The 21,121-nt window shown below is 70.6% G+C and carries 24 protein-coding genes and 1 pseudogene; 11 read left to right on the plus strand and 14 right to left on the minus strand.

Annotation, left to right across the window (positions count from 1 at the left end; translation table 11 throughout):
• Positions 1-31 precede the first annotated feature (31 nt).
• A complete protein-coding gene (locus DDV73_RS29115; RefSeq protein WP_109506949.1) occupies positions 32-1,678 on the plus strand; it encodes an FAD-dependent oxidoreductase in 1,647 nt (548 codons plus the stop codon).
• Positions 1,679-1,718: 40 nt separating this feature from the next.
• Here the strand turns inward: DDV73_RS29115 and DDV73_RS09260 are convergent, their stop codons facing one another.
• Both DDV73_RS09260 and DDV73_RS09265 read right to left on the minus strand, forming a co-directional pair.
• Positions 1,719-3,539 carry a glycoside hydrolase family 18 chitinase gene (locus DDV73_RS09260; RefSeq protein ID WP_109506950.1) on the minus strand — a complete coding sequence of 607 codons (1,821 nt, stop codon included), beginning with the start codon at positions 3,537-3,539 and terminating at the stop codon, positions 1,719-1,721.
• Positions 3,540-3,677: 138 nt separating this feature from the next.
• The gene (locus DDV73_RS09265; RefSeq protein ID WP_109506951.1) at positions 3,678-4,463 is read right to left on the minus strand and encodes a crotonase/enoyl-CoA hydratase family protein; all 786 of its coding nucleotides are present in this window, start codon (positions 4,461-4,463) and stop codon (positions 3,678-3,680) included.
• Between the two features lie 71 nt (positions 4,464-4,534).
• On the opposite strand from DDV73_RS09265, the gene DDV73_RS09270 reads away from it, so the two are divergent.
• Positions 4,535-5,191, plus strand: coding sequence for a nucleotidyltransferase domain-containing protein (locus tag DDV73_RS09270; protein WP_154402679.1), 657 nt, complete (start codon positions 4,535-4,537; stop codon positions 5,189-5,191).
• 110 nt (positions 5,192-5,301) lie between these two features.
• Positions 5,302-6,513, plus strand: a complete 1,212-nt coding sequence (locus DDV73_RS09275) for an HNH endonuclease signature motif containing protein (RefSeq protein WP_240617196.1) — start codon at positions 5,302-5,304, stop codon at positions 6,511-6,513.
• 138 nt (positions 6,514-6,651) lie between these two features.
• On the opposite strand, the gene DDV73_RS29460 is transcribed toward DDV73_RS09275, so the two are convergent.
• A complete protein-coding gene (locus tag DDV73_RS29460; RefSeq protein WP_276310107.1) occupies positions 6,652-6,783 on the minus strand; it encodes a hypothetical protein in 132 nt (43 codons plus the stop codon).
• Between the two features lie 292 nt (positions 6,784-7,075).
• Positions 7,076-7,333: pseudogene (locus tag DDV73_RS09280) on the minus strand (dihydrofolate reductase family protein); the annotation flags it as partial.
• A 19-nt stretch (positions 7,334-7,352) separates the two neighbouring features.
• Between DDV73_RS09280 and DDV73_RS09285 the strand changes: the two are divergent.
• On the plus strand, positions 7,353-7,964 hold the full coding sequence (locus tag DDV73_RS09285; RefSeq protein WP_154402680.1) for an ArsR/SmtB family transcription factor: 612 nt from the start codon (positions 7,353-7,355) through the stop codon (positions 7,962-7,964).
• On the opposite strand, the gene DDV73_RS09290 is transcribed toward DDV73_RS09285, so the two are convergent.
• A complete protein-coding gene (locus DDV73_RS09290; RefSeq protein WP_109506955.1) occupies positions 7,948-8,619 on the minus strand; it encodes a hypothetical protein in 672 nt (223 codons plus the stop codon). The two genes, DDV73_RS09285 and DDV73_RS09290, sit on opposite strands and share 17 nt — an antisense overlap.
• Before the next feature lie 64 nt (positions 8,620-8,683).
• Between DDV73_RS09290 and DDV73_RS09295 the strand changes: the two genes are divergently transcribed.
• From DDV73_RS09295 to DDV73_RS09305, 3 genes are all read left to right on the plus strand, one after another.
• Entirely contained in the window at positions 8,684-9,478 is a 795-nt protein-coding gene (locus tag DDV73_RS09295; RefSeq protein WP_206050780.1) for a hypothetical protein, read from the plus strand.
• Positions 9,479-9,562: 84 nt separating this feature from the next.
• Entirely contained in the window at positions 9,563-10,060 is a 498-nt protein-coding gene (locus tag DDV73_RS09300) for a SigE family RNA polymerase sigma factor (RefSeq protein WP_109506956.1), read from the plus strand.
• Positions 10,057-10,983 (plus strand): hypothetical protein, encoded by a 927-nt coding sequence (locus DDV73_RS09305; RefSeq protein WP_154402681.1) that lies wholly within the window; start codon positions 10,057-10,059, stop codon positions 10,981-10,983. Before DDV73_RS09300 ends, DDV73_RS09305 begins: the two co-directional genes overlap by 4 nt.
• Here the strand turns inward: DDV73_RS09305 and DDV73_RS09310 are convergent.
• Genes DDV73_RS09310 through DDV73_RS28205 form a run of 3 tightly spaced genes read right to left on the minus strand, consistent with a single transcriptional unit; the run spans position 10,964 to position 13,084 of the window.
• Positions 10,964-11,524, minus strand: a complete 561-nt coding sequence (locus DDV73_RS09310; RefSeq protein ID WP_109506958.1) for a hypothetical protein — start codon at positions 11,522-11,524, stop codon at positions 10,964-10,966. The genes DDV73_RS09305 and DDV73_RS09310 overlap by 20 nt on opposite strands.
• Entirely contained in the window at positions 11,517-12,050 is a 534-nt protein-coding gene (locus DDV73_RS28200; protein ID WP_161962336.1) for an SET domain-containing protein, read from the minus strand. The genes DDV73_RS09310 and DDV73_RS28200 overlap by 8 nt, the downstream gene beginning before the upstream one ends.
• Complete coding sequence (locus tag DDV73_RS28205; protein WP_161962337.1) at positions 12,047-13,084, minus strand: hypothetical protein; 1,038 nt, start codon at positions 13,082-13,084, stop codon at positions 12,047-12,049. Before DDV73_RS28205 ends, DDV73_RS28200 begins: the two co-directional genes overlap by 4 nt.
• Positions 13,085-13,154: 70 nt before the next feature.
• On the opposite strand from DDV73_RS28205, the gene DDV73_RS09320 reads away from it, so the two are divergent.
• The 3 genes from DDV73_RS09320 to DDV73_RS09330 are packed head-to-tail and all read left to right on the plus strand — an operon-like array spanning position 13,155 to position 14,457.
• On the plus strand, positions 13,155-13,634 hold the full coding sequence (locus DDV73_RS09320; RefSeq protein ID WP_161962338.1) for a GNAT family N-acetyltransferase: 480 nt from the start codon (positions 13,155-13,157) through the stop codon (positions 13,632-13,634).
• A complete protein-coding gene (locus tag DDV73_RS09325) occupies positions 13,631-14,074 on the plus strand; it encodes a PaaI family thioesterase (RefSeq protein ID WP_240617197.1) in 444 nt (147 codons plus the stop codon). Before DDV73_RS09320 ends, DDV73_RS09325 begins: the two co-directional genes overlap by 4 nt.
• Positions 14,074-14,457, plus strand: coding sequence for a YciI family protein (locus DDV73_RS09330; RefSeq protein ID WP_109506960.1), 384 nt, complete (start codon positions 14,074-14,076; stop codon positions 14,455-14,457). The genes DDV73_RS09325 and DDV73_RS09330 overlap by 1 nt, the downstream gene beginning before the upstream one ends.
• Positions 14,458-14,488: 31 nt before the next feature.
• Here DDV73_RS09330 and DDV73_RS09335 read toward each other — a convergent pair whose 3' ends face one another.
• The 5 genes from DDV73_RS09335 to DDV73_RS09355 form a co-directional block, all read right to left on the minus strand.
• Positions 14,489-16,846 (minus strand): hypothetical protein, encoded by a 2,358-nt coding sequence (locus DDV73_RS09335; RefSeq protein ID WP_109506961.1) that lies wholly within the window; start codon positions 16,844-16,846, stop codon positions 14,489-14,491.
• A 97-nt stretch (positions 16,847-16,943) separates the two neighbouring features.
• Positions 16,944-17,723, minus strand: a complete 780-nt coding sequence (locus DDV73_RS09340) for a MerR family transcriptional regulator (protein WP_109506962.1) — start codon at positions 17,721-17,723, stop codon at positions 16,944-16,946.
• 5 nt (positions 17,724-17,728) lie between these two features.
• Positions 17,729-18,523, minus strand: coding sequence for an ABC transporter permease (locus DDV73_RS09345; RefSeq protein WP_109506963.1), 795 nt, complete (start codon positions 18,521-18,523; stop codon positions 17,729-17,731).
• Positions 18,520-19,425 (minus strand): ABC transporter ATP-binding protein, encoded by a 906-nt coding sequence (locus DDV73_RS09350; RefSeq protein WP_109506964.1) that lies wholly within the window; start codon positions 19,423-19,425, stop codon positions 18,520-18,522. Before DDV73_RS09350 ends, DDV73_RS09345 begins: the two co-directional genes overlap by 4 nt.
• A 66-nt stretch (positions 19,426-19,491) precedes the next feature.
• Positions 19,492-20,049: a TetR/AcrR family transcriptional regulator gene (locus tag DDV73_RS09355; protein WP_109506965.1), complete on the minus strand. Its 558-nt coding sequence runs from the start codon at positions 20,047-20,049 to the stop codon at positions 19,492-19,494.
• 88 nt (positions 20,050-20,137) lie between these two features.
• Here DDV73_RS09355 and DDV73_RS09360 point away from each other — a divergent pair, with 88 nt between their 5' ends.
• Positions 20,138-20,539, plus strand: coding sequence for a nuclear transport factor 2 family protein (locus tag DDV73_RS09360; RefSeq protein WP_109506966.1), 402 nt, complete (start codon positions 20,138-20,140; stop codon positions 20,537-20,539).
• A 3-nt stretch (positions 20,540-20,542) separates the two neighbouring features.
• Here the strand turns inward: DDV73_RS09360 and DDV73_RS09365 are convergent, their stop codons facing one another.
• Entirely contained in the window at positions 20,543-21,115 is a 573-nt protein-coding gene (locus DDV73_RS09365) for a hypothetical protein (RefSeq protein WP_109506967.1), read from the minus strand.
• Positions 21,116-21,121: the final 6 nt, after the last annotated feature.

Consider the following 21,121-nt stretch of genomic DNA (forward strand, 5'->3'; position numbering starts at 1 on the left):
TGTTGGCGTGTAGGTCCGCACTCTGGATCACATGAGCCAACACACTGACGAACTCAAGGACAGCTACGACGTTGTGGTGATCGGCGGCGGCGCCGCGGGCCTGAACGGCGCGATGATGCTCGGCCGGTCCCGGCGCTCGGTGGCGGTGATCGACGGCGGGCAGCCGCGCAACGCCCCGGCCGACGCCGTACACGGGTTGTTCGGGCACGACGGCACCCCGCCGGCCGAGCTGCTGGCCCGCGGCAGGGAGGAGGTACGCCGGTACGGCGGCCATGTGGTCGACGGCGAGGTGGCGGGCGCGGTGCGCACCGGCGAGCGGTTCACGGTGACCCTGACCGACGGCCGTGCGGTCGGTGCCCGCCGGCTGCTGGTCGCGACCGGCCTGGTCGACGTACTCCCCGATCTCGCGGGCCTGCGCGAGCGCTGGGGACGCGACGTCGTGCACTGCCCCTACTGCCACGGCTGGGAGGTGCGGGACCGGGCGATCGGCATCCTCGCGACCGGGCCGAACTCGGTGCACCAGGCGCTGCTGTTCCGGCAGCTGAGCGCCGACGTCACCTACCTCACCCACCTGAGCCGGCCCGAGGACGAGCAGGCCGAGCTGATGTCCGCCCGCGGCATCGAGATCGTCGACGGCAAGGTGGCCGGGCTCGAGATCACCGACGACCGGATCAGCGGCGTCCGGCTAGCCGACGACACGGTGCTGCCGCGCGAGGTGGTCGCGGTCGGCTCGCGGATGGTGGCGCGGGCCGGGTTCCTTGAAGACCTCGGGCTCAAGGCAGTCGAGCACCCGAGCGGCATGGGCGAGCACATCCCCGCCGACCCGACCGGCCGGACCGACGTGGCCGGCATCTGGGTGGCCGGCAACGTCACCGACCTCGCCGCGCAGGTCGGAGCGTCTGCCGCGGCGGGTGCGCTGGCCGGCGCTCAGATCAACGCCGACCTGGTCATGGCCGAGGCCCAGCAGGCGGTCGACAGTCGTCGCACCACCGGGCACGACGGCGAGCACCCCACCGCCGCCGGAGGACCGGATGGGATGGAGCCCGCTCCGCGATCTCCGTCCCATCCGGCAGAGTTCTGGGAGTCGTTCTACGGCGGGGACGAGAAGCCGTGGAGCGGCAAGCCCAACCAGGCGCTGGTCAGCGAGGTCGGCGACCTGCCGGTGCCGGACGGCGGTACGGCGCTCGACCTCGGCTGTGGCGCGGGCGCGGATGCGATCTGGCTGGCCGGGCAGGGCTGGGACGTGACCGGCGTGGACATCGCCCGAGCCGCACTGGACGAGGCGCTCGCCGAGGCCGCGGAGGCCGGCGTCTCCGAGCGGACCCGCTGGCTGCGGCGCGACCTGAACACCGAGTTCCCCGAGGGCAGCTGGGACCTGGTGGCCGCCACCTACCTGCACTCGCCGGTCGAGCTGGCGCGTGAGGAGGTGCTGCGGCGGGCGGCCGCGGCCGTTGCGCCGGGCGGAACCCTGGTGGTGATCGGCCACCAGGGCCCGCCCTCCTGGCAGCCCGAGCTGCCGGCGCACGTCCACTTCCCGACCACCGACGAGGTCATCGCCGCGGTGGTCAGGGACGGTTGGCGGGTGGAGCGAGCGGAGACTGTCGTCGTACCGCTCACGGCGCCGGACGGCACCGCCGGCAGCCGGACCGACAACGCGGTCCGGCTGCGGCGGTGCTGAAGGAGCCGACCGGAGCTGCCCCGAGCTCAGCCCGGGCTAGCTACGACAGCCCGTTCTTGATGGCGGTCACCAGCTCACCGTTGCTGGCGTCACCGCTGAACTCCCAGAAGAAGGCGCCGCCCAGACCTTGGCTCTTCGCCCAGCTCATCTTCCCGGCGATCGTCGACGGGGTGTCGTACGACCACCAGCGGCTGCCGCAGTGGGCGTAGGCGGTGCCGCCGACGGTGCCGCTCGCGGGGCAGGAGTTCTTGAGCACCTTGTAGTCCTCGATCCCGGCCTCGTAGGTACCTGGTGCCGCACCGGTCGCCGAGCCACCGGGTGCGGCCTGGCTGACTCCGGTCCAGCCCCGGCCGTAGAAGCCGATGCCGAGCAGCAGCTTGTTGGACGGGACGCCCTTCGACTTCAGCTTGGCGATCGCGGCCGCCGAGTTGAAGCCGACGGGGCCTGGGATGCCCGGGTACGACGTCAGCGGCGAGTGCGGGGCGGTCGGGCCCTGTGCCGCCCAGGCTCCGAAGTAGTCGTAGGTCATCACGTTGTACCAGTTGACGTGCGCCGAGGCGCCGCCGTAGTCCGCAGCGTCGATCTTGCCGCCGTCCGAGCCGTCGGCGGTGATCGCCGCGGTGACCAGGTAGTTCGAGCCGAACTCCGAGCGCAGCGCGGACATCAGGTTCTTGAACGCCGCCGGACCGGACGTGTCGCAGGTCAGGCCACAGGCGTTCGGGTACTCCCAGTCGATGTCGATGCCGTCGAACACATCAGCCCAGCGCGGGTCCTCCACGACGGCCTTGCAGGACGCCGCGAACGCCGCCGGGTTAGCCGCGGCCTGACCGAAGCCGCCGGAGTAGGTCCATCCGCCGAACGAGTAGAGAACCTTGATGTGCGGGAACCGGGCCTTCAGCTGGCGGAGCTGGTTGAAGTTGCCGCGCAGCGGCTGGTCCCAGGTGTCGGCGACGCCGCTGACCGACTGGTCGGCCGTGTAGGCCTTGTCGTAGGCGGCGTACACGTCGTCGACCTGGCACTTGCCGTCCCGGACGTTGCCGAACGCGTAGTTGATGTGGGTGATCTTGGACGCCGAGCCGGAGGTCACCAGGTTCTTGACGTGGTAGTTGCGGCCGTAGACACCCCACTCGACGAAGTAGCCGAGGTTGATCTTGTCACCGGGCGGGTTGGGGGTTCCTCCGGTGGTGCGTACGGCGCGGGCCCCGCTCGCCGGCCCGACCTGGTCGGCGGTGTCGCGCGCCCGGATCGTGTAGGAGTAGTCGGTTCCGGCGGTGAGGCCGGTGTTGGTGTACGACGTACCGGTCACCGTCGCGACGGTGGCGCCGTCGCGGAGCACGTCGTAGTTCGTGATGCCGTTGTCATCGGTGGCGGCGGTCCAGGTGAGCCGGACCGAGGTGTTGGTGATGTCGGAGGCCGTCGGGGTGCCGGGAGCGGACGGCGGGTTGTCGCCCGGCGTACCGCCTCCGTCGCAGCTCCCGCCGTTGAGCCGGCAGTTGGACGGCGAGCCGGGTCCGGCGCCGTTGAAGCCGAAGGAGACCGAGGCACCCGGGGCGAGGGTGCCGTTCCAGGACTTGTTCCTGGCGGTCCAGTGGTTTCCGGACGAGGTGACATCGGCGTCCCAGGCGGTGGTGACGCGCGTGCCGGCGGGGTAGTCCCACTCGACGGTCCAGGAGGTCAGGGTCGTGGTGCCGGTGTTCTTCACCGTCCACTTCCCCTCAAAGCCGGTGCCCCAGTCAGAGACTTTGGCGTAGGTAGCGGTGGCAGAGGTGGCGGCTTGGGCGGGATTGGAGACCCCAGCCAGGGCGGCTAACGGGAGCAGGAGTGTCGCGAAACCAGCCGCGACGGTTCGACTGAAGCGCATGTGCGCCTCCCCGGGACTTGTTGGTGTGACCGACACCACACCGTGTGTCGTCAAGGTAGGAAGGCCCGCACCAAGGGGTCAACGGATCCAGTCGGCGGGTTTGTAAGTTTGTCTGACTAACTAATTCCTTGGGACCCGTCAGCGGCCCTGGAACTCCGCCGTACGACGCTCCACGAAGCTCGCCACACCCTCCTGCGCGTCCGCGCTCGCGGTGATCGTGGGCAGGACCTCGACCAGGTGGTCGGCGGCGGCGCGCTCGGCGGCGCGCTGCGCGATCCGGGCGTTGGCCAGCGTGGCCTGGACGCCGAGCGGTGCGCAGCGGGCGATCTGCTGGGCGAGCTCGCGGGCCCGGTCGAGCTGCTCGCCGGGCTTGACGACCTCCTGCACCAGCCCGATCCGGTACGCCTCGGCGGCGCCGAACTCCTCCGCGGTCAGCAGGTACCGCATCGCGTTGCCCCAGCCCAGCTGCAGCGGCGCCCGCAGCGTCGCGCCGCCGAACGGGAGGATGCCGCGCGCGATCTCCAGCTGCGCGAACCGGACGTCGTCGGCCGCCACCACGATGTCGCAGGCCAGCGCCAGCTCGATGGTCAGCGTGAACGCGTAGCCCTGGACCGCCATCACCACCGGCTTCGGCACCGGCTCGCCCCACAGCCCGAACGGATCCCACCGGCCGCCGCCCGACAGCGCCTTCGGGCCCTGCTCCTGCACCGCGGGGAGTACGTCGGCCAGGTCCAGGCCGGCGGAGAAGTGGTCGCCGTGCCCGAAGACCACACCGGCCCGCAGGTCGGCGTTCTCGGCGAGTACGCCGTACGCCGCGGCGACCTCGGCGATCGTCTGCCGGTCCCAGGCGTTGCGCTTCTGCGGCCGGTTGACGCCGATCAGCAGGACGTGGCCGTCGCGTTCGACGGTGACGTTGTCGGGCACGATGCTTCCTCTCGTTGGCTGGGCCTTAGATTGCCATGGGCCGCGTTCGTGTCTTGGGTAGCGTTCGCACGGTGACTGCCTCGCGTGTGCCCCTGGAGCGATCCGCCGAGGAGCAGGCCGATGAGGATGCGTTCTTCGCCCTGTACGGCGCCTGGGCGCCGCTGACTCCGACGCAGGTCGCCGCAGAGCTCGCCGGGTTCGACCGGCCGTGGTGGGTGGTCGGCGGCTGGGCGATCGAGGCCGCCACCGGGTACCAGCGCGAGCACGAGGACACCGACATCTCGCTGCTGTCGTCCGACGTACCGGCCTTCGTGGAGTTCCTGAAGGGTCGCTGGCACGTCTGGAACAACGTCGGTGGCGTCCTGCACCCGCTCGGCGACCGGTGGCCGACCGTCGACGAGCCGGCCAGCCAGCTGTGGCTGCGCGCGGACGCGACGTCGCCGTGGGTGCTCGACGTACCGCTGACGCCGGCGGACAACGGCCGCTGGTCGAACAAGCGCCTCCCCGACCATGTCGCCGACGTCTCGGACGTCACGTGGATGGCCGACGATGGCATCCGCTACCTAGCTCCCGAGATCGTCCTGCTGTTCAAGTCCTCGCTGGCGCGGCCCAAGGACGAGCCCGACTTCGAGGCGACACTGGCTGTCCTCTCCCCCGATCGACGAGCCTGGCTGCGGGCCGCGATCGAGGATCTGACCCCGCGGCATCCGTGGCTCGAGCGGCTCTGAAAATCCTTTGAATTCACCCTGTGGATAACCTCGAACCGATGTTCGAAGTGGCTATCGTGGATGTTAGTCAATTGATCACTACGCCATGGGGAGGTGCCGGAAGAATGCTCGTGAATGCACCACATCCGGTGCTTGCCTGCGCCGCTGCTATTGAAGCCGCACTGGGTGAAGTGGCCGATATCGAGCCCGCTTTCATGCGGACCTCGGAGAAGGCGGACGCGCTGCTCGCGCTCGCTCGGTTGGAGGTCCAGCTGAGCGCGTTACGGCTACGGATCATGGCCGCCGCGGATGACGTGGCCGTCGATGCGGGGGCTCGGGATGTGGCGTCGTGGCTGGCTCATGAGACCCAGGCGAGCCCGCAGGCGTGCCGCGCGGAGCAGCACCTCGCGGTCGCGCTCAATGCTCGGTGGGCCCGGCTCGGTACGGCGGTCGCCGGGGGCTCGGTGAACCTGCTTCAGGCCCGGGTGATCGCCGGGGCCTTGGATGAGCTGCCCGGTGATCTCGACCCGGAGTTGCTGGTGCAGGCGGAACAGCATCTGGTGACAGCGGCCGGTGAGTACCGTCCGGACCAGCTGCGGGTGCTGGGTCGCAGGATCTTGGACGTGATCGCGCCGGAGGCCGGCGAGGCCGAAGAAGCCAAGCAGCTCGCGCGTGAGGAAGAACGAGCCTTGGAGACCGCGAGTCTGACGCTGACCAGGCGTGGAGACGGCACCACCCGGCTGACCGGCTTGCTGCCTGATGCCGCCGCGGTCCGGTTGGCGACCTACCTCGACGCCTTCACCAGCCCCCGCCAGCAGGCCGCCCCGACACCGCAACACCGCGCCCGCGGCCAGGCGTTCGTCGCGCTGTTGGAGCACCTCGACCCGACCAAGCTCCCCATGCATGGCGGCGACGCCACCACCGTCATGGTCACCATCGACCGGGACGCGCTCACCCGCGACCTCGCCACTGCCGGACTGGTCGGCGTCGACGACAAGATCACCGCCGCCCAAGCCCGGCGGCTGGCCTGCGCCGCCCAGATCCTGCCCGTGGTGCTGGGCGGGAAGTCCGAGATCCTCGACCTAGGCCGCACCCGACGCCACTTCTCACCCGCACAGCGCAAGGCCCTCCGGCTCCGCGACCAACGGTGCCGCGGCGAGAACTGCACCATCCCGGCACCTTGGTGCGAGGCCCATCATTGGAGACCATGGTCAAAAGACGGAAAGACCAACCTCGCAGACGGCGTACTGCTGTGTAGTCACCATCATCACCGGGCACACGACCCACGTTATTCGACGGAAAGAATGCCCAACGGCGATATCCGATTCCACAGAAGAACATAAACGAACCACAACCACAGAACGACGACCACAGCGGCGCGTAAGACAAACGCCGACATTGAGTTGTACCGCAACCAAACGCGGACGGTAACCACGTAACTCGGTAGTCACCTCAAGCCAAGAAGCCCAGCACCAAAGGCGTCACCAGGCCGAACTCGCCGCCGACCCGCGGAAGCTGACCGGAGCCGGCCGCCACTGGGCGAGGTCGCGGGCGAACCTGGCGACGTCGATCTCGGCGTGCAGGAGGTCGTCGACCCAGTCCGGCGCGGTCACGTCGAGCGGCTCGCCGCCGAGCTGGCGCGCGAGGGCGGCGGAGGAGAACGCCCGCGAAGCTCACGCACGCCTCCCGCACCGTGTACTCGTCCTGGTCGGCGGCCGCCAGCTCGGTGGCCTGCGCGTAGATCGGCGTACCCGGGAACAGATGGTTGCCGCTGGCGTGGTCGGCATGCAGGTGGCAGTTCATCACGACTTCGCCACCTCGCGGCCCGGGACAGTGAACAGCCCGAGTGGCAGCGGCGTGATGACTGGCTGGTCCACGACGTCCTGGTCCATGCCAGCCAGCCTCTCAGTCAGCGCGGCGTACTCGGTAGCGCAGGTGCAGGACCCGGTCGCCCTGAAGGACGACGTCGGGGTCCTCCAACAGGTGCTGGGCGTCGACCGAGCCGAAGTACCTCTTGCCAGACCCGAAGACGACCGGCACCACGTCCATCGCCACCACGTCGACCAGTCCCAGTGCGAGCACCTGGCCGCCGACCTCCCCAGCTGCCACCGCCACCGTCCGGTCACCGGCGAGCTCCTTGGCCTTGGCCACGGCGTCCGCGACGGCCGACCTGCGGCCGTTCGTGGACGACACGGCCGCCGCCGTCAGCGAGCTGGTCGACCAGATGCGCGCGTTCTGGGAGGCCGCGCTCGAGCCGTGGTGGGGCCTGATCGTGCCGTTCCTCGAGAGCGAGATCGCGGCCCGGGCACGGCGGCTGGTCGCCGCGGGCGGGTCGGCGGCGTTCGACGATCTCGACCCGAGGCTCAGCTGGGACGGCAGCACGCTGACGCTGTCGCCGGCCAAGGCCGGTCCCCGCACGGTCCAGCTCAACGGCCGGGGGCTGCTGCTGGTCCCGTCCGTGCTCGCCTGGCGTGCGTGGGCGCGCATCGACGGGCCGTGGGACCCCGCGCTCACCTACCAGCCGCCCGGCATCGGCGTCCTGTGGCTGCTTGAGGCCGCGGCCGACAGCCACCTGGAGGACCTGCTCGGGAGGCGCCGGGCAGCGCTGCTCCGCTCCCTCGACCGTCCGGCTTCCACGGCCACCCTCGCTCGGCGTACCGGCTGGAGTCCGGGCGGCGTCAACACCCACCTCGCCGTGCTGCGCCGCAACGGTCTGGTGGTACGGCGCCGGGATGGGCGCGAGGTGCTCTACTCGCGGACCGCTACCGGAGAGGCGCTCAGCGCCCGTCGCTAGCCGGGTCGGGGTGCTCCAGCCGCCATAGGTACTCGCCGGCGAGCACCCGGGTCTCCGCCGCGGTCCGCCCGTCGACGCGGAGCAGATGGTGGCCGTTGTGCAGCAACGCGTAGACCGAGCGGTGTCGCGCGGAGGCCCGATTCTCGGGTCCCAGATAGACCAGGCTCTTCTGGCAGACGAAGCCGGACCAGGTCCCGACCGCCCAGTCGGTACGCCGCGAGACCCCCCGCTCTCCGGGCAGGAACGAGCCCTCGCCGTACTCGGGCGTCAGCTCGACCGGCTTCTCGAACCTGCCTCGCGGACAGGCGCCGACGTGGTCGGCCCAGGCCTCCGCGTCCCAGGTTCGGAAGACACGGACGGCCACGTCGAAGTCGCCGGTGCTGCCGTCGCCTCCACCTTGGACGTAGGCGACCCCGGGTGCGCCGGTCGACGAGCAGGCCTCGCTGAGGCTGAGGCACTTCTCGCTCACCGGCACCCGCAGCTGGGCCATGGTCTGCGGCAGCGCTGCGACCAGCTGACGGTCGTCGTACGACGTCCCGTCCGCCTGCCCCGGTGCCGGCGTCGTCGGCGCGGACGTCGGCGCGGGCGCAGCGTCACACGCGGCCAGCACGGCGCAGGCCACCGTCGCCATCAGGACAGGTCGGAGTCGCAGCATGCAGTTTCCTCCCGAGATCGCACACGCATTAGCCCCGATCCTAGGTGCTGCCTATGCTCCGAGGGTGATGATTCGACCGGTCGAGCTCGAGGCGATCCGCGATGGCCAGATCGACCTGGCGTTCCGGCGCTGGGACCGGGCCCGGGTGAAGGTCGGGACCCGGCTCCGGACCGCCGTCGGGCTGCTAGAGGTGACCAGCGTCGAGCAGGTCCCGCTGTCCGCACTCCGCGCCGAGGATGCACGCCGGTGCGGCGCGGGGTCGCTGGCCGCACTCAAGACCAACCTCAGTGCTCGGCCGGACGGCAAGGTGTTCCGGGTCGGCCTCAAGTACGCCGGCGCCGATCCCCGCGACAGCCTTCGCGAGACCATCCCCACGGCCGAGGAGACCGTCGAGATCCTGGCCGGGCTCGACAGGCTCGACGCCGCGTCGTCGATCGGCGCCTGGACCCGCACCACGCTGCGGATCATCGACGCCAACCCGGAGGTCCGGGCACCCGAGCTCGCCGCGCAGCTCGGCCGGCCGACGGCCGAGTTCAAGACCGACGTACGCAAGCTCAAGGGGCGCGGGCTGACCGAGTCGCTCGCGATCGGCTATCGGCTCTCGCCCCGCGGCGAGGCGGTGCTCGACCACGAGGACGGTCCCCGGGACCGGCCGCCGCGGCGTACCGGAACGCCGTTGCCGCGCTCGATCGGCGCGCCCGCGACCCGAGCGCTGCGCGAGGCCGACGTACACACGCTGGAGGCGGTCAGCGCCTGGACCCGCCGCGACCTCGCCGCCCTGCACGGCGTCGGCCCGATCGCACTGGACCGGCTGGCCACCGCGCTCGCGGCGCTCGGCCTCGACTACGCCCCGGAGTAGCGGCGACGCCGTGACAACGGATCGGTACCTCATCTCGTCCTTCCCGGGACAGATGACCGAACACCGAGTCGAGGAGGGGTGCAGATGGGACGCGATCATCGGGACGACTTCACCGGGTTCGTAGCCGCCCGGCAGACCCAGCTCCGCAGGATCGCCTACGGGCTGACAGGAAGCTGGCCGGCGGCCGACGACCTGGTGCAGACCGCGCTGGCCAGGCTGTACGTCGCGTGGCCCAAGGTGCGCCGCAAGGGGGCAGAGGACGCCTACGTCCGCAAGATCATGGTCCGCGAGGCCATCGACGAGAGCCGCCGCCCATGGCGACGCGTCTCCGTCGGCCTCGAAGGATTCGACCACCCCGCACCGAGTCAGGGCGACCCGGCCGACTGGCACGACCTGATCCGGGCACTCGGCGAGCTGCCCGGCAGGCAGCGGGCGGCTGTCGTACTCCGCCACTGGATCGGGCTGTCCGTCGCCGAGACCGCCGACGTCCTCGGCGTCAGCGAAGGCACGGTCAAGAGCCACACGTCCCGCGCCCTGGAGCGCCTCCACACTCTGCTTGCGCCGGAAGGAACAACGAGATGACACCCGAGAGCTTTTCCACGATGTACGAGGCCGCCACCGAGACGCCGCCACCCACCAACCTGGCGCCGTCCGCTGTCAAGGCGGGACGCCGTCGGCTGGTACGCCGGCGACTGGCGGTCACCGGAGCCGGCCTGGCAGCGCTCGCGGTCGTCGCCGGATCGGCGTACGCCGGCACCGGGCTGACCGAGGACTCCCCCGACACCCAGGTCGCAACCCCCGGTGCGACGGCCGACGACCAGATCATCGAGAGGTGCCGCACCCTCGACGGCAACAGCGAGGAGGCGGTCGATGCCGTCTACAGCGTGGGACATCCCACGATCGTGGCGAGGGCGGAGACGCCGGACCAGACGACGTACGTGCTGATGGCCGCCGACGAGAAGGTCTGGGCGGAGTGCTCGCTCCCCAGGTCCGGACAGACCTCGCCAACGCTGACGTACTTCTTTCCGCCCGGCCCGATCACCTCATCGGGCGTGAGGCACTTCCTCGCCCCGGGGAGCTCGCTCCGAACCGCGGCGGCAGTCGGTTCGGGCTGCGCCCTGGTCGAGGACAGCCCCGATCCCGGCTGCCGCACGTTTGTGGTGCGCGTGACAGATCGACTGCCCGCGGCGGTGGCGTCGGTCGCGTTCCGCACGGGCGACGGCAAGACGACCGTGGTGGACAGGCAAGCGAGCGGATTCGTGCTGCTCGACCATGTCGGCGAGCTGCCCGACGGCGTACCCGCGGACCCGTCCGAGTGGGGCGAGTTCCGCGCCCTGGAACGCGTCACCTATCTCGATGCCGACGGCGACCCGATCGCGGCCGGCGCCATGGACGGCAGCGGCGACCCGATGAAGGACGAGCGGGTCGCGGGTCTTCGCTCGTTGGAGAAGTACCTGTCGCTCAAATCGAATCCCGAGCCGGGCCTCATTGACGAGGTTCGGTAACCGGGCCGACCCGGCGCCACCGGGGGAGGCGGAGCGCGAGCAGCGGTCCGTCCTCCTCCGGTACGGCGATCTGGAGCAGCCGGGCCCGCCGGTCCTCGTCGGGCAGGTCGGCGCGGGAGAGGATCTGCGGGCCGGCGACCAAGTTGTTGTCGAAGTCGAAGCCGACCCAGAGCCCGAGCATCTGCCGGGCTCCGGTGGTGGCTGGCAGCTCGAACCGACAGTAGACCGACTCCTCGTGCCCCTTGCCGCGGTAGTCGGCGACCAGGTGGTGGCGTTCCTTGGTCATGCTCCCGGAGTACGCGTAGCCCTCGCCGACGGCTGTGAAGTGGAGCTCGTGGCGCAGGCTGGGCGAGACCTGCCACACCTCTCGGACCACGATCATGTCGCCGTCGCGACGGCTGAGGTTGTACTCGTACCAGGTGCCGCACAGGTCGTTCTTGCGCATCCGCCGGTAGACCAGCAGCGCGACCTGCCAGGCCACCGGCACCGCCACCGCGATCAGGGCGCCGAGCACCAGCTCGGCCCAGTTCACCTCACTCATGACTCTCCCCGCCCCTCCCGGCGTCGATCTTCTGCTGGATCTGCGTGGAGAACCGCCCCCTGTAGCGCTGCTGCAGCTCGGGCGTGCGCCAGTCGTCGCCGGTGACCACGCTTCGGCACTCGGCCGAGCCGCAGCGGCACTGGAGCTTGTACTCGGGGTAGCAGACGATCGTCACGTAGTCGCAGAGGATCTCCTCGCCGGCCGCGATGTCGCGGGTGGCGGCGAAGACCACCTGGCCCTGCGGCGCGATGTTCGGCGTACACCCGTGGTTGAAGAAGATCACCACGTCCTCGACCTCGGAGGCGTCGAGCGGTGCCAGGAACCAGTCGTCGGTCAGCGGGTGGCTGTAGCCGCCCAGCCTCGCGTCGATGTCGAGGGCGACCGCCTTCGGCACGATGTGCCCGCCGCGGATCGCGATCACCTCGCCCTGCGGGATCGGCTCGGCGGCGAACAGCCCAGAGCCGTGTACGCCGCTCGGCCGCACCACGCAGCGCGGCGAACGGTACGAGCCCGGGATGCCGCTCATCGGACCGCTCCCTCGGCCAGGACCGGCACCGGCGGTCGCCAGGCCAGAGGCAGCGCGTCGATCGCCTCGCTCATCGCGGCGAGATCCTCGCGCGCCCGGTCCGGCAGCGTCCCGTCCTCGCAGAACCGGTAGAACTCGTCGGCCGGAGCCGCGGACGGCGCCGCGTCGGCGGCGTACCGGACCAGGCCGAGGACGAGCGCGACCAGGTCGGCGACCGCGCCGGCCGTGGGCAGCGCATCGCCGACTCGCACCTCCACCAGCCCGTTGTCGCGGATGCTGAAGAAGGAGTAGTCGCGGAGCCCGAGCGGCACGTCTGCCTGTGTCCTCCGGTAGTCGGCCAGCGTCGACGGCAGCTCTCGCGGGACACCCGCCAGCGGGTGGTGCGGCAGGTTGTCGCGGTACGCCGGCGGCCGGGCGGCGCGGTAGCTCCGGCCGCCGACCTGCTGCGGTCGGGAGAACGTGGACGGCACGAGATAGAGGAGGGAGTACGCCGCCGGCAGATGCGCGACCAGCCATTCCGGGTCGACCTCGATCGTCACCTGGGTCGCGGCCAGGTGGGCGAGGAAGTGCGGCGCGGCGAGCGGTGCCGGCGGCAGCGGCCGGCCGATGAGCCGCTCGGTCCGGGCCGCGTACATGTCGTGCTCGGCGTAGACGTAACCGGCCGGTAGGTCGGCAAGGTAGCTGGTGTCGAGGAAGTCGACGCCGGTCGCCTCGGCCGCGGGCCGCAGCCCGTCCCACACCTCGGCGTACAGCGCGACCAGCTCGTCCCGCGTCGACACCGGCGGATAGGCCACCTCGACCAGATGGGTGCCGTAGTCGTGCTTGACCGTGACCCGGCCGGTCGGCGTCTCCCGCCGCGCCTCGAGCAGCGGTCCGGCGGTGGTGCCGACCTCGGCGACGGCGTACCCACCGCGCCGCGCGAGCTCCGTGATGAGCGCCCGGAACTCCGCCGTGGCGGGTGCCCGGCCGTCGACCAGGACGAACCGCTCCTCCTCCACGCCGACCCGCCAACCCAGGGGTACGCCCGCAGCCATGCGCGCCACTATGGCACCGCGACGCCCGGCGTTGGGGGTCCTTTTGCCGACCGGATGCCAGGATGAACACGTGCAGTCGCGCGCAGCGGAGGTCCGTCCAGCAGTCGATACCGACTTCCCCGTCATCGCCAGGATGGCGGCCGAGGATCCGGGCGTCGTCGCGCACACGGCGTACACCTACTGGGTGCTGCAGGCGATGGCCGCGGACGCCGTGCTGGTGGTGCCCGACGCCGGAGAGGGCCTGGCCGGGTACGTCGTCGGCGTCTACCCCTTCCAGCCCGAGGCGGCGCTGCTGCTGCAGATCGTGGTCGCGCCGGACCGGCGCCGGACCGGGGTGGGTGGCGCCCTGGTGACCGAGTTCGGGCGCCGCGCCGCCACGCGCGGGTGCCGGCGGCTGCTGCTCACCATCGACGCGAGCAACGAGGTCTCGGAGGGCTTCTTCCACGGGTTCGCCGAGCAGCGCGGCTGGCCGCTCGCGCTGGCCGGCAGCACCGGGACACTCGACGGGCTGCTCGACCCTGAGCGCATTTGGGAGCTGGGGCTGCCGTGACCGCCGAGACCACCGACGAGATCATCGCCCGGGTCCGGGACAGCTTCGCCCAGCAGGGCCTGATGGCGCTGCTCGGCGCCGAGCTCACCGACGTAGAACTGGGCCGCGTGCAGATCAGGCTGCCGAGCCGGCCCGAGGTGAGCCAGCAGCACGGCTACGTGCACGCCGGCGCCACCAGCGCGATCGCCGACAGCGCGGGCGGGTACGCCGCGTACACCCTGATGCCGGCGACCTCCGAGGTGCTGACCGTCGAGTACAAGCTCAACCTGCTCGCGCCCGCGGCCGGCGACCACCTGGAGGCGATCGGCACCGTCCTCCGGCCCGGGCGGACCATCAGCGTCTGCCAGCTCGAGGTGTTCGCGGTCGAGGGGGACCAGCGCAAGCTGGTCGCCGCCGGACAGCAGACCCTGATCAGCATCCCCGACGATGGGAGCCGGTGATGGCCCGCGACCCCAACATCCCCGACGCGTTCGACGTCTACACCGTGGTGGTCCTGCGCCGCCCGGCCGACGCCCCGGACCTTCCCGAGGACGAGCTCGACGACCTCCAGGCCCGCCATCTCGCCTACCGCGCCGAGCTGGTGCGGCAGGGGACGCTGGTCGCCAACGGGCCGTTCGACGAGCAGTCCGACCCGTCGTACCGCGGGATGTCGGTGTTCGCCTGCGACTCGGCCGAGGCCGCTCGGCTCTCGGATGCCGACCCGTCGGTCGTCGCCGGGCGGCTCGCCTACGACGTCATGGAGTGGTGGGTGCGCGCCGGCTCACTGGCCTTCCCGCTGACCGACGGCCCGGTCGGCGACCGCCGCTCGATGCGCGACGACTGACGCGCGGCTGAGCTCGGGTACGCCGCCGGTCTCAGTCGCGAGGCCTGAAGGCGAGCCGCAGCGATCCGGTCTGGTCGGCGGAGATCAGCGCCAGGATGTCGCCCGGCTCTCTGACCACCTCCGGCGGAAGCGTGCCCGGTATGGCCCAGGAGTTGTACCAGTAGGTGTTGTCGGGAGTGATCAGGGTGACGTCCCACGTGTCGCCGAGACTGGCGGCGACCTCGTCAAGGGTCGCGTGCAAGATCACCCCGGCTGGCATCGGAATTCGGGCCACGATCGTCTCGCCGGGCTCGTCGATCTCCACGGTGGTCGGAGTGCCGTCGCCAGGCAGCTCCAGACGCTCGGCCGTCTCCACAGCGAGCGTCCCGGTATACCCGCGGAACCCCGTGAGGGTCATGGTGTACTCGTCGTCGGCGGGAATGGCCCACAGGCCGCGCCAGGTGCGGAGATAGTTCGGCACGGTCACGCCGGCGAGGGTCAGCTCGGGCCGGTAGGTGTCACCGGCAGAGTGCGTCTGCCTGGCAGCAATCACCTGGCCCTGCGTGGCACGGAAGTGCAAAGCGACCTCGCGGCGGTAGTAACCGGTGAGGTCGATGTCGACCGGCTCGCCGCCGACCGTCGCGTCGAGGTGAAGCGGCGTGGTCAGCTGGACAAGCGCCGTCGGAAGCCGTTCGTCGTACCCGGACACGGCGACGATGCTCCGCCCGTCACCCGCGGGTGACGGCTCGCCGGTGGCGGCGTCGAAGACTTCGACGTTGCAATCCCCCTCACACTCGTAGCCGAGGGTCACCCGCTCTGCCGGTCGCTCGAACTCGATCAGTGCGACGCGGTGTGGGTCGGCGACGACCGCCTCGACCGTGTCGCCGTTAACGTTTCCGGCCAGCAAGGTCGCCGACAAGGCACGCACAGCGACATCGAACGGCTCGTGGTAGCTGGGGAAGATCCGGAGCGTGTAGGTCCCGCCGTTGCTCCGGTAGACCGCCTCGCGATAGCGCTGAACTGCCGGCAGCAAGGGCTTCACCACGGTCCCGTCGCCGTCGTACAACACCTGCGTCTCGCCGGTGGTCGCCTCGGCCAGCAGGGTGAAGAACTCGGTCGCGCTGGCGTCGATACGCACCTCGACCGACTGGCCCGCCCGGTCGGTGTCCACGACGAACCCGGGGTCGTCCACCGTCGTCTCCACCACCTTCGGAGTGGATAGCCACAACTGCAGGCTGCCTTCCCGAGCCCAGTCACTGATCTCGATCAGGTAGGTGCCGGACTCTCGGGCCGTGAACCGAGCGGCACCTTCGGTGAAGCCGGCGACGACCTCCCCCGATGGAGAGTAGACCCTGGCACTGTGCCCGACGTCCGACCGCTTGACGACCTCCACCCGCTCACCAGCCGCGACCTCGACCCTGATCTGCGCCGCGGCACCCGTGGTCGGTTGGATGCTGCGGATCTCCAGCGCGCTGTTGAGCGTCATGACGTACGTCGCGGCCGTGTTTGCGAAGATCCGCGAGGTCTGCCCCGTGGTCAGCGTGGTCGGTAGCAGCCGGAGCCGGTACTGACGGCCGGGCGCCGCGGTGTCCTCGAACGTGACCTCCGCACCCGCAGCCACTGCACGGGACTCGAGACGTTCCCACACCTCGCCGTCCAGCCGCTCCATCGCAAGGACGGCGGAAGCCGGGCCTTCGGTGACGGCCCCGGTCAGCGAGATCTGCTGGCGATCCGGCCAGACGCTCTCGAAGTCAGCGGTCGCCACGAGCTTCGGGTTTCGGCGGACTGTGATCCGAAGCGTCGGAGACACCACCGAGGGCTGGCCGAGCTGCCTTGGCATCATCACCCGGACGTACTGGTAACCCGGAGCGAGCCGGGTCTCCATGGAGTAGTCGCGGGTCGGCCGCTCGTCAAAGTGCGACACCGTCGTCCAGACGCCCTCGCTGCTCAGAACTTGCAGGTTCACCTGGCTGTCGAGCCGAGCGCCGATCGTCGTACCGCTGACGTGGAGCCACTCGTCGGCCATCATCGTGGTCTTGTCGGCGATCAAGGTGATCACCAGCGCCGTCAGCTTGAGGTTGGGTGAAGCCGCGGCCGGCTGTCCCAACTGCCTGGGCTTGATGACGCGAACGTACTGGACGCCCGCCGGCAGTCGGACCGAGAAGGAGTAGGTCTGCGCAGACCAGGTCTTCCTCGACTGCAGCGTCTTCCAGGTGCCGCCCACCCAACGCTGGAGCTTGACCACGGTCCCCGGCTTGGCGCCGACCGCCTTACCGCGGACCGCGACCGCATCTGTCGCCCGGAACACGGTCTGGCTGGCTCCGATAGTCACCTGCACCGCCGCGTGCGAGGGCGGGCCCGTCAGCGTCAGACCGGTCAGCATGAGTACAGCGACAAGCCAGCGCGCCATGAGCTCCCCCTCGTTGGGCGGGCTTGCTCGCCCGCCGCGGCAAATTGAAACACCGCCTGCTCTCGAAGGGCAACGACGGGGCGGACCCAACTTGCCGCTAGCGGTGCGAGGAGTCCACACGCTCCATCCTGGTCCAGCCGGTCCAGCCGCGCTCCTCGATCAGCTCCAGCAGCCGGGGCGCCGCCGGCACCATGTCCACGAACACCGCGTCGAGCAGCTTGACCAGGCCATCGGGGATCTGGACCTCCTCGTCGAAGGCCGCCAGCTCCGCCGGGTCGGCGTCCTCCATGAAACCGACGATCTGGTCGGCGATCGTTGCCAGCCGCGCGTCGTCGGGCTCCCAGAAGAGGGCCTCGCCCATCTCCCGGTAGCTCTCGACGACTGCCGGGTCGTCGAGCTGGCCTTGCTTGAGGGCCATGAACGTCGGCATGTGCTCCGGGACCTGGGCGGCGACCAGGATCCAGGCGTCCCGCTCGCCCGCGATCATCAGCTCCGGGAACCCGAGCTCCCGCATCCGGGCCAGGTAGGCGACCGCCTCCGGCGGCAGCGCGAGGTTGTCGCCGGCCGCCAGCTGCGCGATCCGCTTGCGGTGCTCCTGCCGGTCCCGGATCTCCGCGCGCAGCCGCTTGTCGATGTCCACGACAGCGGCGGCGAACTCGTCGGCGTCGGCCGCCAGCAGCTCGCGCACCCGGGACAGCGGTACGCCGGCCTCGGCGAGGGTGCGGATCTTGATCAGGTCCGCGACCGCGAGGGCGTCGTACCGCCGGTAGCCCGAGCGATCCCGCTCGGGCTCCGGCAGCAGTCCCTTGGCGTGGTAGTGCCGCACGGCGCGAACCGTGACTCCGGCGTACGACGCCAGCTCGCTGATGGTCAACATGGTGCTCAGCGTGCCGGAACCTTGGTGAACAGGCGACGCGACCACAGGTAGCCAAGCGCCGCGATCAGCACCGCCCACCCGATTGCCAGCCACAGGTCGTTGCCCGGCGAGTGGCCGGAGGTCAGCGCCCGCAGGCTGTCGATCATCGGCGTGAACGGCTGGTTCTCGGCGAAGTGGCGCAGCCCCCACGGCATCTCGTCGGTCGGCACGAACCCGCTGCTGATGAACGGCAGCAGGACCAGGAACATCGGGGTGTTGCTCGCGGTCTCGACGCTGTCGGCGGCCAGCCCCATCCCGACGGTGAGCCAGGTCAGCGCGAAGGTGAGCAGGACGATCAGACCGAACGCCGCCAGCCACTCGCCCACGCTGGCGTCGGACCGGTAGCCCAGCAGTACGGCGAAGCCGAGCGTCACCACGACCGCCACCAGCGACTTGAGCACCGCGCCCAGCACGTGGCCGGTCAGCACCGAGACCTTCGCGATGTCCATGGTCCGGAACCGGGCGATGATGCCGCCGGTCATGTCCATCGCCACCGAGATCGCCGTACCCAGGGCCACGCTCGCCACCGCCATGATCAGGATGCCGGGGGTGATGTACTCCAGGTAGTCGGTGCGATCGGCGCCGGTCGGGGCGCCGGGCAGACCGGCCCCCATCGTGCCGCCGAACACGTAGACGAACAGCAGCAGGAACAGGATCGGCTGGGCCACCAGCATGATCGCCAGCGACGGGTAGCGGACCCAGTGCAGCAGGTTGCGGCGCAGCATGGTGACTGAGTCGCGGACGGCGTACGTGGTGCTCATGCGAGCACCTCCTTCTCTTCGGTCGTGGCATCGGTGGTGGGGTGGCCGGTAAGGGCCAGGAAGACGTCGTCCAGGTCGGCGGTCTCGACGGTCACCCCGGCGACCTCGCTGTCGTCCAGGCCGTCGAGGATCTTGCGCAGCGAGGCGACGCTGCCGTCGCTGGCGAGCCGCTCGCTGCGCCCGTCGGTGAACTCGACCTGCACGTGGCCGCCCGGCACCTGCCGCTTGAGCTCGGCCGGGGTGCCCTCGGCGACCAGCCGGCCACCGTCGAGTACGGCGACCCGGTCGGCGAGCGCGTCGGCCTCCTCCAGGTACTGCGTGGTGAGCAGCACGGTCACGCCGTCGGCCACCTGCTCCCGCACGATCGACCACAGCTCGCGCCGGCTGCGCGGGTCCAGGCCGGTGGTCGGCTCGTCGAGGAAGATCAGCCGGGGCCGGGCGATCAGCGTCATCGCCAGGTCCAGCCTCCGCTTCATGCCGCCGGAGTAGGTCTGCGCCCGCCGGTCGGCGGCGTCGACCAGGTCGAGCCGCGCGAGCAGCGCGTCGACGCTGGCCTTCGCCGTCGCTCGGTCGAGGTGAGCCAGGTCGGCCATCAGCCGCAGGTTCTCCCGGCCGGTGAGCAGTTCGTCGATGGCGGAGAACTGCCCGGTGAGGCCGATCGTGCGACGGACCGCGTCGGACTCGCGCCGTACGTCGTGACCGGCGACCCGCACCTCGCCGTCGTCGGCGGTGAGCAGGGTCGAGCAGATGTTGACCGTGGTGGTCTTACCGGCACCGTTCGGCCCGAGGAGGGCGTAGACCGTGCCGGTGGGCACGGTCAGGTCAATGCCGTCGAGGACGGTGTGGTCGCCGTACGCCTTGCGCAGTCCGGAGACCTCCATCATGGGTGTTGTGAGGTTCATGCGGACTAGCGTCGAGGGTTGACGCTACGTCAAGGTCAAGCCCGTATTTTCAGAGCCGTTGCGAGGTCAGTCGAGGACGAGCGCGGCGAGGTCGCGCGCAGCCCGCGCGGGGCGCTGGCCGTCCTGGGTGGCACCCATCACCAGCGTGCCCTCGATCAGGAGGTGCAACTGCTCGGCGGCACGTGCCGGGCGGCGGTGCCCCAGGGCCTTCAGCTCGCGCACGAGGAGCTCGCGCAGGCGCTGCCGGAAGGCCTCGGTCTCGGCGTGGGCAGGGTGGTCGGGATCGGCGAACGTGAGGTCGCTCGCGAAGTAGCGACAGCCGCGGAACTCGTCGTTCGAGACCAGCTCGTCGAGCCGGTCGAACAGCCCGAGCAGCCGGCGCCGGGGGTCTGTCGAGCCGGCCAGCGCCTGTTCGTACCAGGCAAGGTCCTCGTCGGCCGCGCGGCGGAGCACCGCCGCGACCAGGCCGTCCTTGCCGCCGAAGTGCTCGTAGAGCGACCGGCGCGCGACGTTGGCCTCCTTGAGCAGCGCGTCCACGCCGACCGCTGGTCCGCGTGCGTAGAACAGCTCCTGAGCCGCGGTGAGCAGCCGCTCCCGAGGCCCGGGCTGGGTCGTCGTAGCCATCCGTTGCGGCCTTCCTCTTGCCAGTAGATCGACCAGTCTATATCGTCGTGATAGACCGACCAGTCTATCTATCAAGGGAGCGAGCGACATGAGCACATCGGCAACGACCGCCGCCACCAACGAGACCGCCGAGACCATCGGCCGTTTCAACGACGCCTTCCGGCGCGGCGACACCGACGCGCTCGCCGCCCTCGTCCACGACGACTGCGTGATGGTGTCGGCCCAGCCGGCGCCTGACGGCACGCCGTACGTCGGCAAGGACGCGTGCGTCGCCTTCTGGGCCGAGCTTATGCGTGACGAGTCGACCACCTTCGAGGTCAACCACGTGTTCGCCGACGGCGAGTGGGGCGCGGTGCGGTGGCGATACCGCTTCGGCCCGACCGACGCGGAGTCCGTGCTCGGCGTCAACGTGACCCGGGTCAGCGAGGGCAAGGTCATCGAGCAGCTCGGCTACACCAAGACCCCGGGCGACCTCCCGCTGCCGGACTGACGGCTAGTAGACCGCCGACTCCGTGCTGCCCTCCTGCCAGCGCCGCTCCAGCGTCATGCCGAGCAGCGCAAGCAGCGGTGCGTCCGAGGTCAGGCTGAGTGCCGCCAAGGCGGGCTCGTCGAACACGGCGCCGTACTCGCCTGCCGACTTGACCGCGCCCGTCCACATCCGGAACAGGATCCGTACGACGCTGGCCTTGCGCGGCGCCTGGATGGAGATGTGGTGTCCGATCACCATCACCGGGTTCGCCGCGGCGTCGTAGAAGCCCATCTGCCGCGGCTCGGACTTGTACATCCAGGCGAGCTCCGCGCCGGTCGCAAAGCTCACGGCCCACTTCTCGCGTACGGCGACCTGCGGGTCGCGGCCCGGAATGTGCGCCGCGCGGACCACCTGCTCACCGGTGGCCGAGTCGGTGACCACGAGCGCGCCCTTGGACAGGTCGGCTCGGAGCACTCGGCCGTTGTGGTGAATCTCCAGGCGGTCGCTGAGCATGCCGCCACGCGCGGTCGCCAGCGTGGCGTCGCCGTCAGTGACCGCCCATTCGCCGCCGGATCTGCGGATGACCAGTCTCAGCATGGCTCC

It is taken from the genome of Nocardioides speluncae, assembly GCF_003121585.1.
In the GTDB taxonomy this organism is placed as follows: domain Bacteria; phylum Actinomycetota; class Actinomycetes; order Propionibacteriales; family Nocardioidaceae; genus Nocardioides; species Nocardioides speluncae.

What these genes read in the sequence shown, in the direction of transcription:
- DDV73_RS09345 (WP_109506963.1), bottom strand. Translation starts at nt 18,523, where the DNA reads ATGAGCACCACGTACGCCGTCCGCGACTCAGTCACCATGCTGCGCCGC.
- DDV73_RS09310 (WP_109506958.1), bottom strand. Translation starts at nt 11,524, where the DNA reads ATGAGTGAGGTGAACTGGGCCGAGCTGGTGCTCGGCGCCCTGATCGCG.
- DDV73_RS29115 (WP_109506949.1), top strand. Translation starts at nt 32, where the DNA reads ATGAGCCAACACACTGACGAACTCAAGGACAGCTACGACGTTGTGGTG.
- DDV73_RS09350 (WP_109506964.1), bottom strand. Translation starts at nt 19,425, where the DNA reads ATGAACCTCACAACACCCATGATGGAGGTCTCCGGACTGCGCAAGGCG.
- DDV73_RS09330 (WP_109506960.1), top strand. Translation starts at nt 14,074, where the DNA reads ATGGCCCGCGACCCCAACATCCCCGACGCGTTCGACGTCTACACCGTG.
- DDV73_RS28200 (WP_161962336.1), bottom strand. Translation starts at nt 12,050, where the DNA reads ATGAGCGGCATCCCGGGCTCGTACCGTTCGCCGCGCTGCGTGGTGCGG.
- DDV73_RS09365 (WP_109506967.1), bottom strand. Translation starts at nt 21,115, where the DNA reads ATGCTGAGACTGGTCATCCGCAGATCCGGCGGCGAATGGGCGGTCACT.
- DDV73_RS09335 (WP_109506961.1), bottom strand. Translation starts at nt 16,846, where the DNA reads ATGGCGCGCTGGCTTGTCGCTGTACTCATGCTGACCGGTCTGACGCTG.
- DDV73_RS28205 (WP_161962337.1), bottom strand. Translation starts at nt 13,084, where the DNA reads ATGGCTGCGGGCGTACCCCTGGGTTGGCGGGTCGGCGTGGAGGAGGAG.
- DDV73_RS09360 (WP_109506966.1), top strand. Translation starts at nt 20,138, where the DNA reads ATGAGCACATCGGCAACGACCGCCGCCACCAACGAGACCGCCGAGACC.
- DDV73_RS09300 (WP_109506956.1), top strand. Translation starts at nt 9,563, where the DNA reads ATGGGACGCGATCATCGGGACGACTTCACCGGGTTCGTAGCCGCCCGG.
- DDV73_RS09340 (WP_109506962.1), bottom strand. Translation starts at nt 17,723, where the DNA reads ATGTTGACCATCAGCGAGCTGGCGTCGTACGCCGGAGTCACGGTTCGC.
- DDV73_RS09355 (WP_109506965.1), bottom strand. Translation starts at nt 20,049, where the DNA reads ATGGCTACGACGACCCAGCCCGGGCCTCGGGAGCGGCTGCTCACCGCG.
- DDV73_RS09260 (WP_109506950.1), bottom strand. Translation starts at nt 3,539, where the DNA reads ATGCGCTTCAGTCGAACCGTCGCGGCTGGTTTCGCGACACTCCTGCTC.
- DDV73_RS09290 (WP_109506955.1), bottom strand. Translation starts at nt 8,619, where the DNA reads ATGCTGCGACTCCGACCTGTCCTGATGGCGACGGTGGCCTGCGCCGTG.
- DDV73_RS09305 (WP_154402681.1), top strand. Translation starts at nt 10,057, where the DNA reads ATGACACCCGAGAGCTTTTCCACGATGTACGAGGCCGCCACCGAGACG.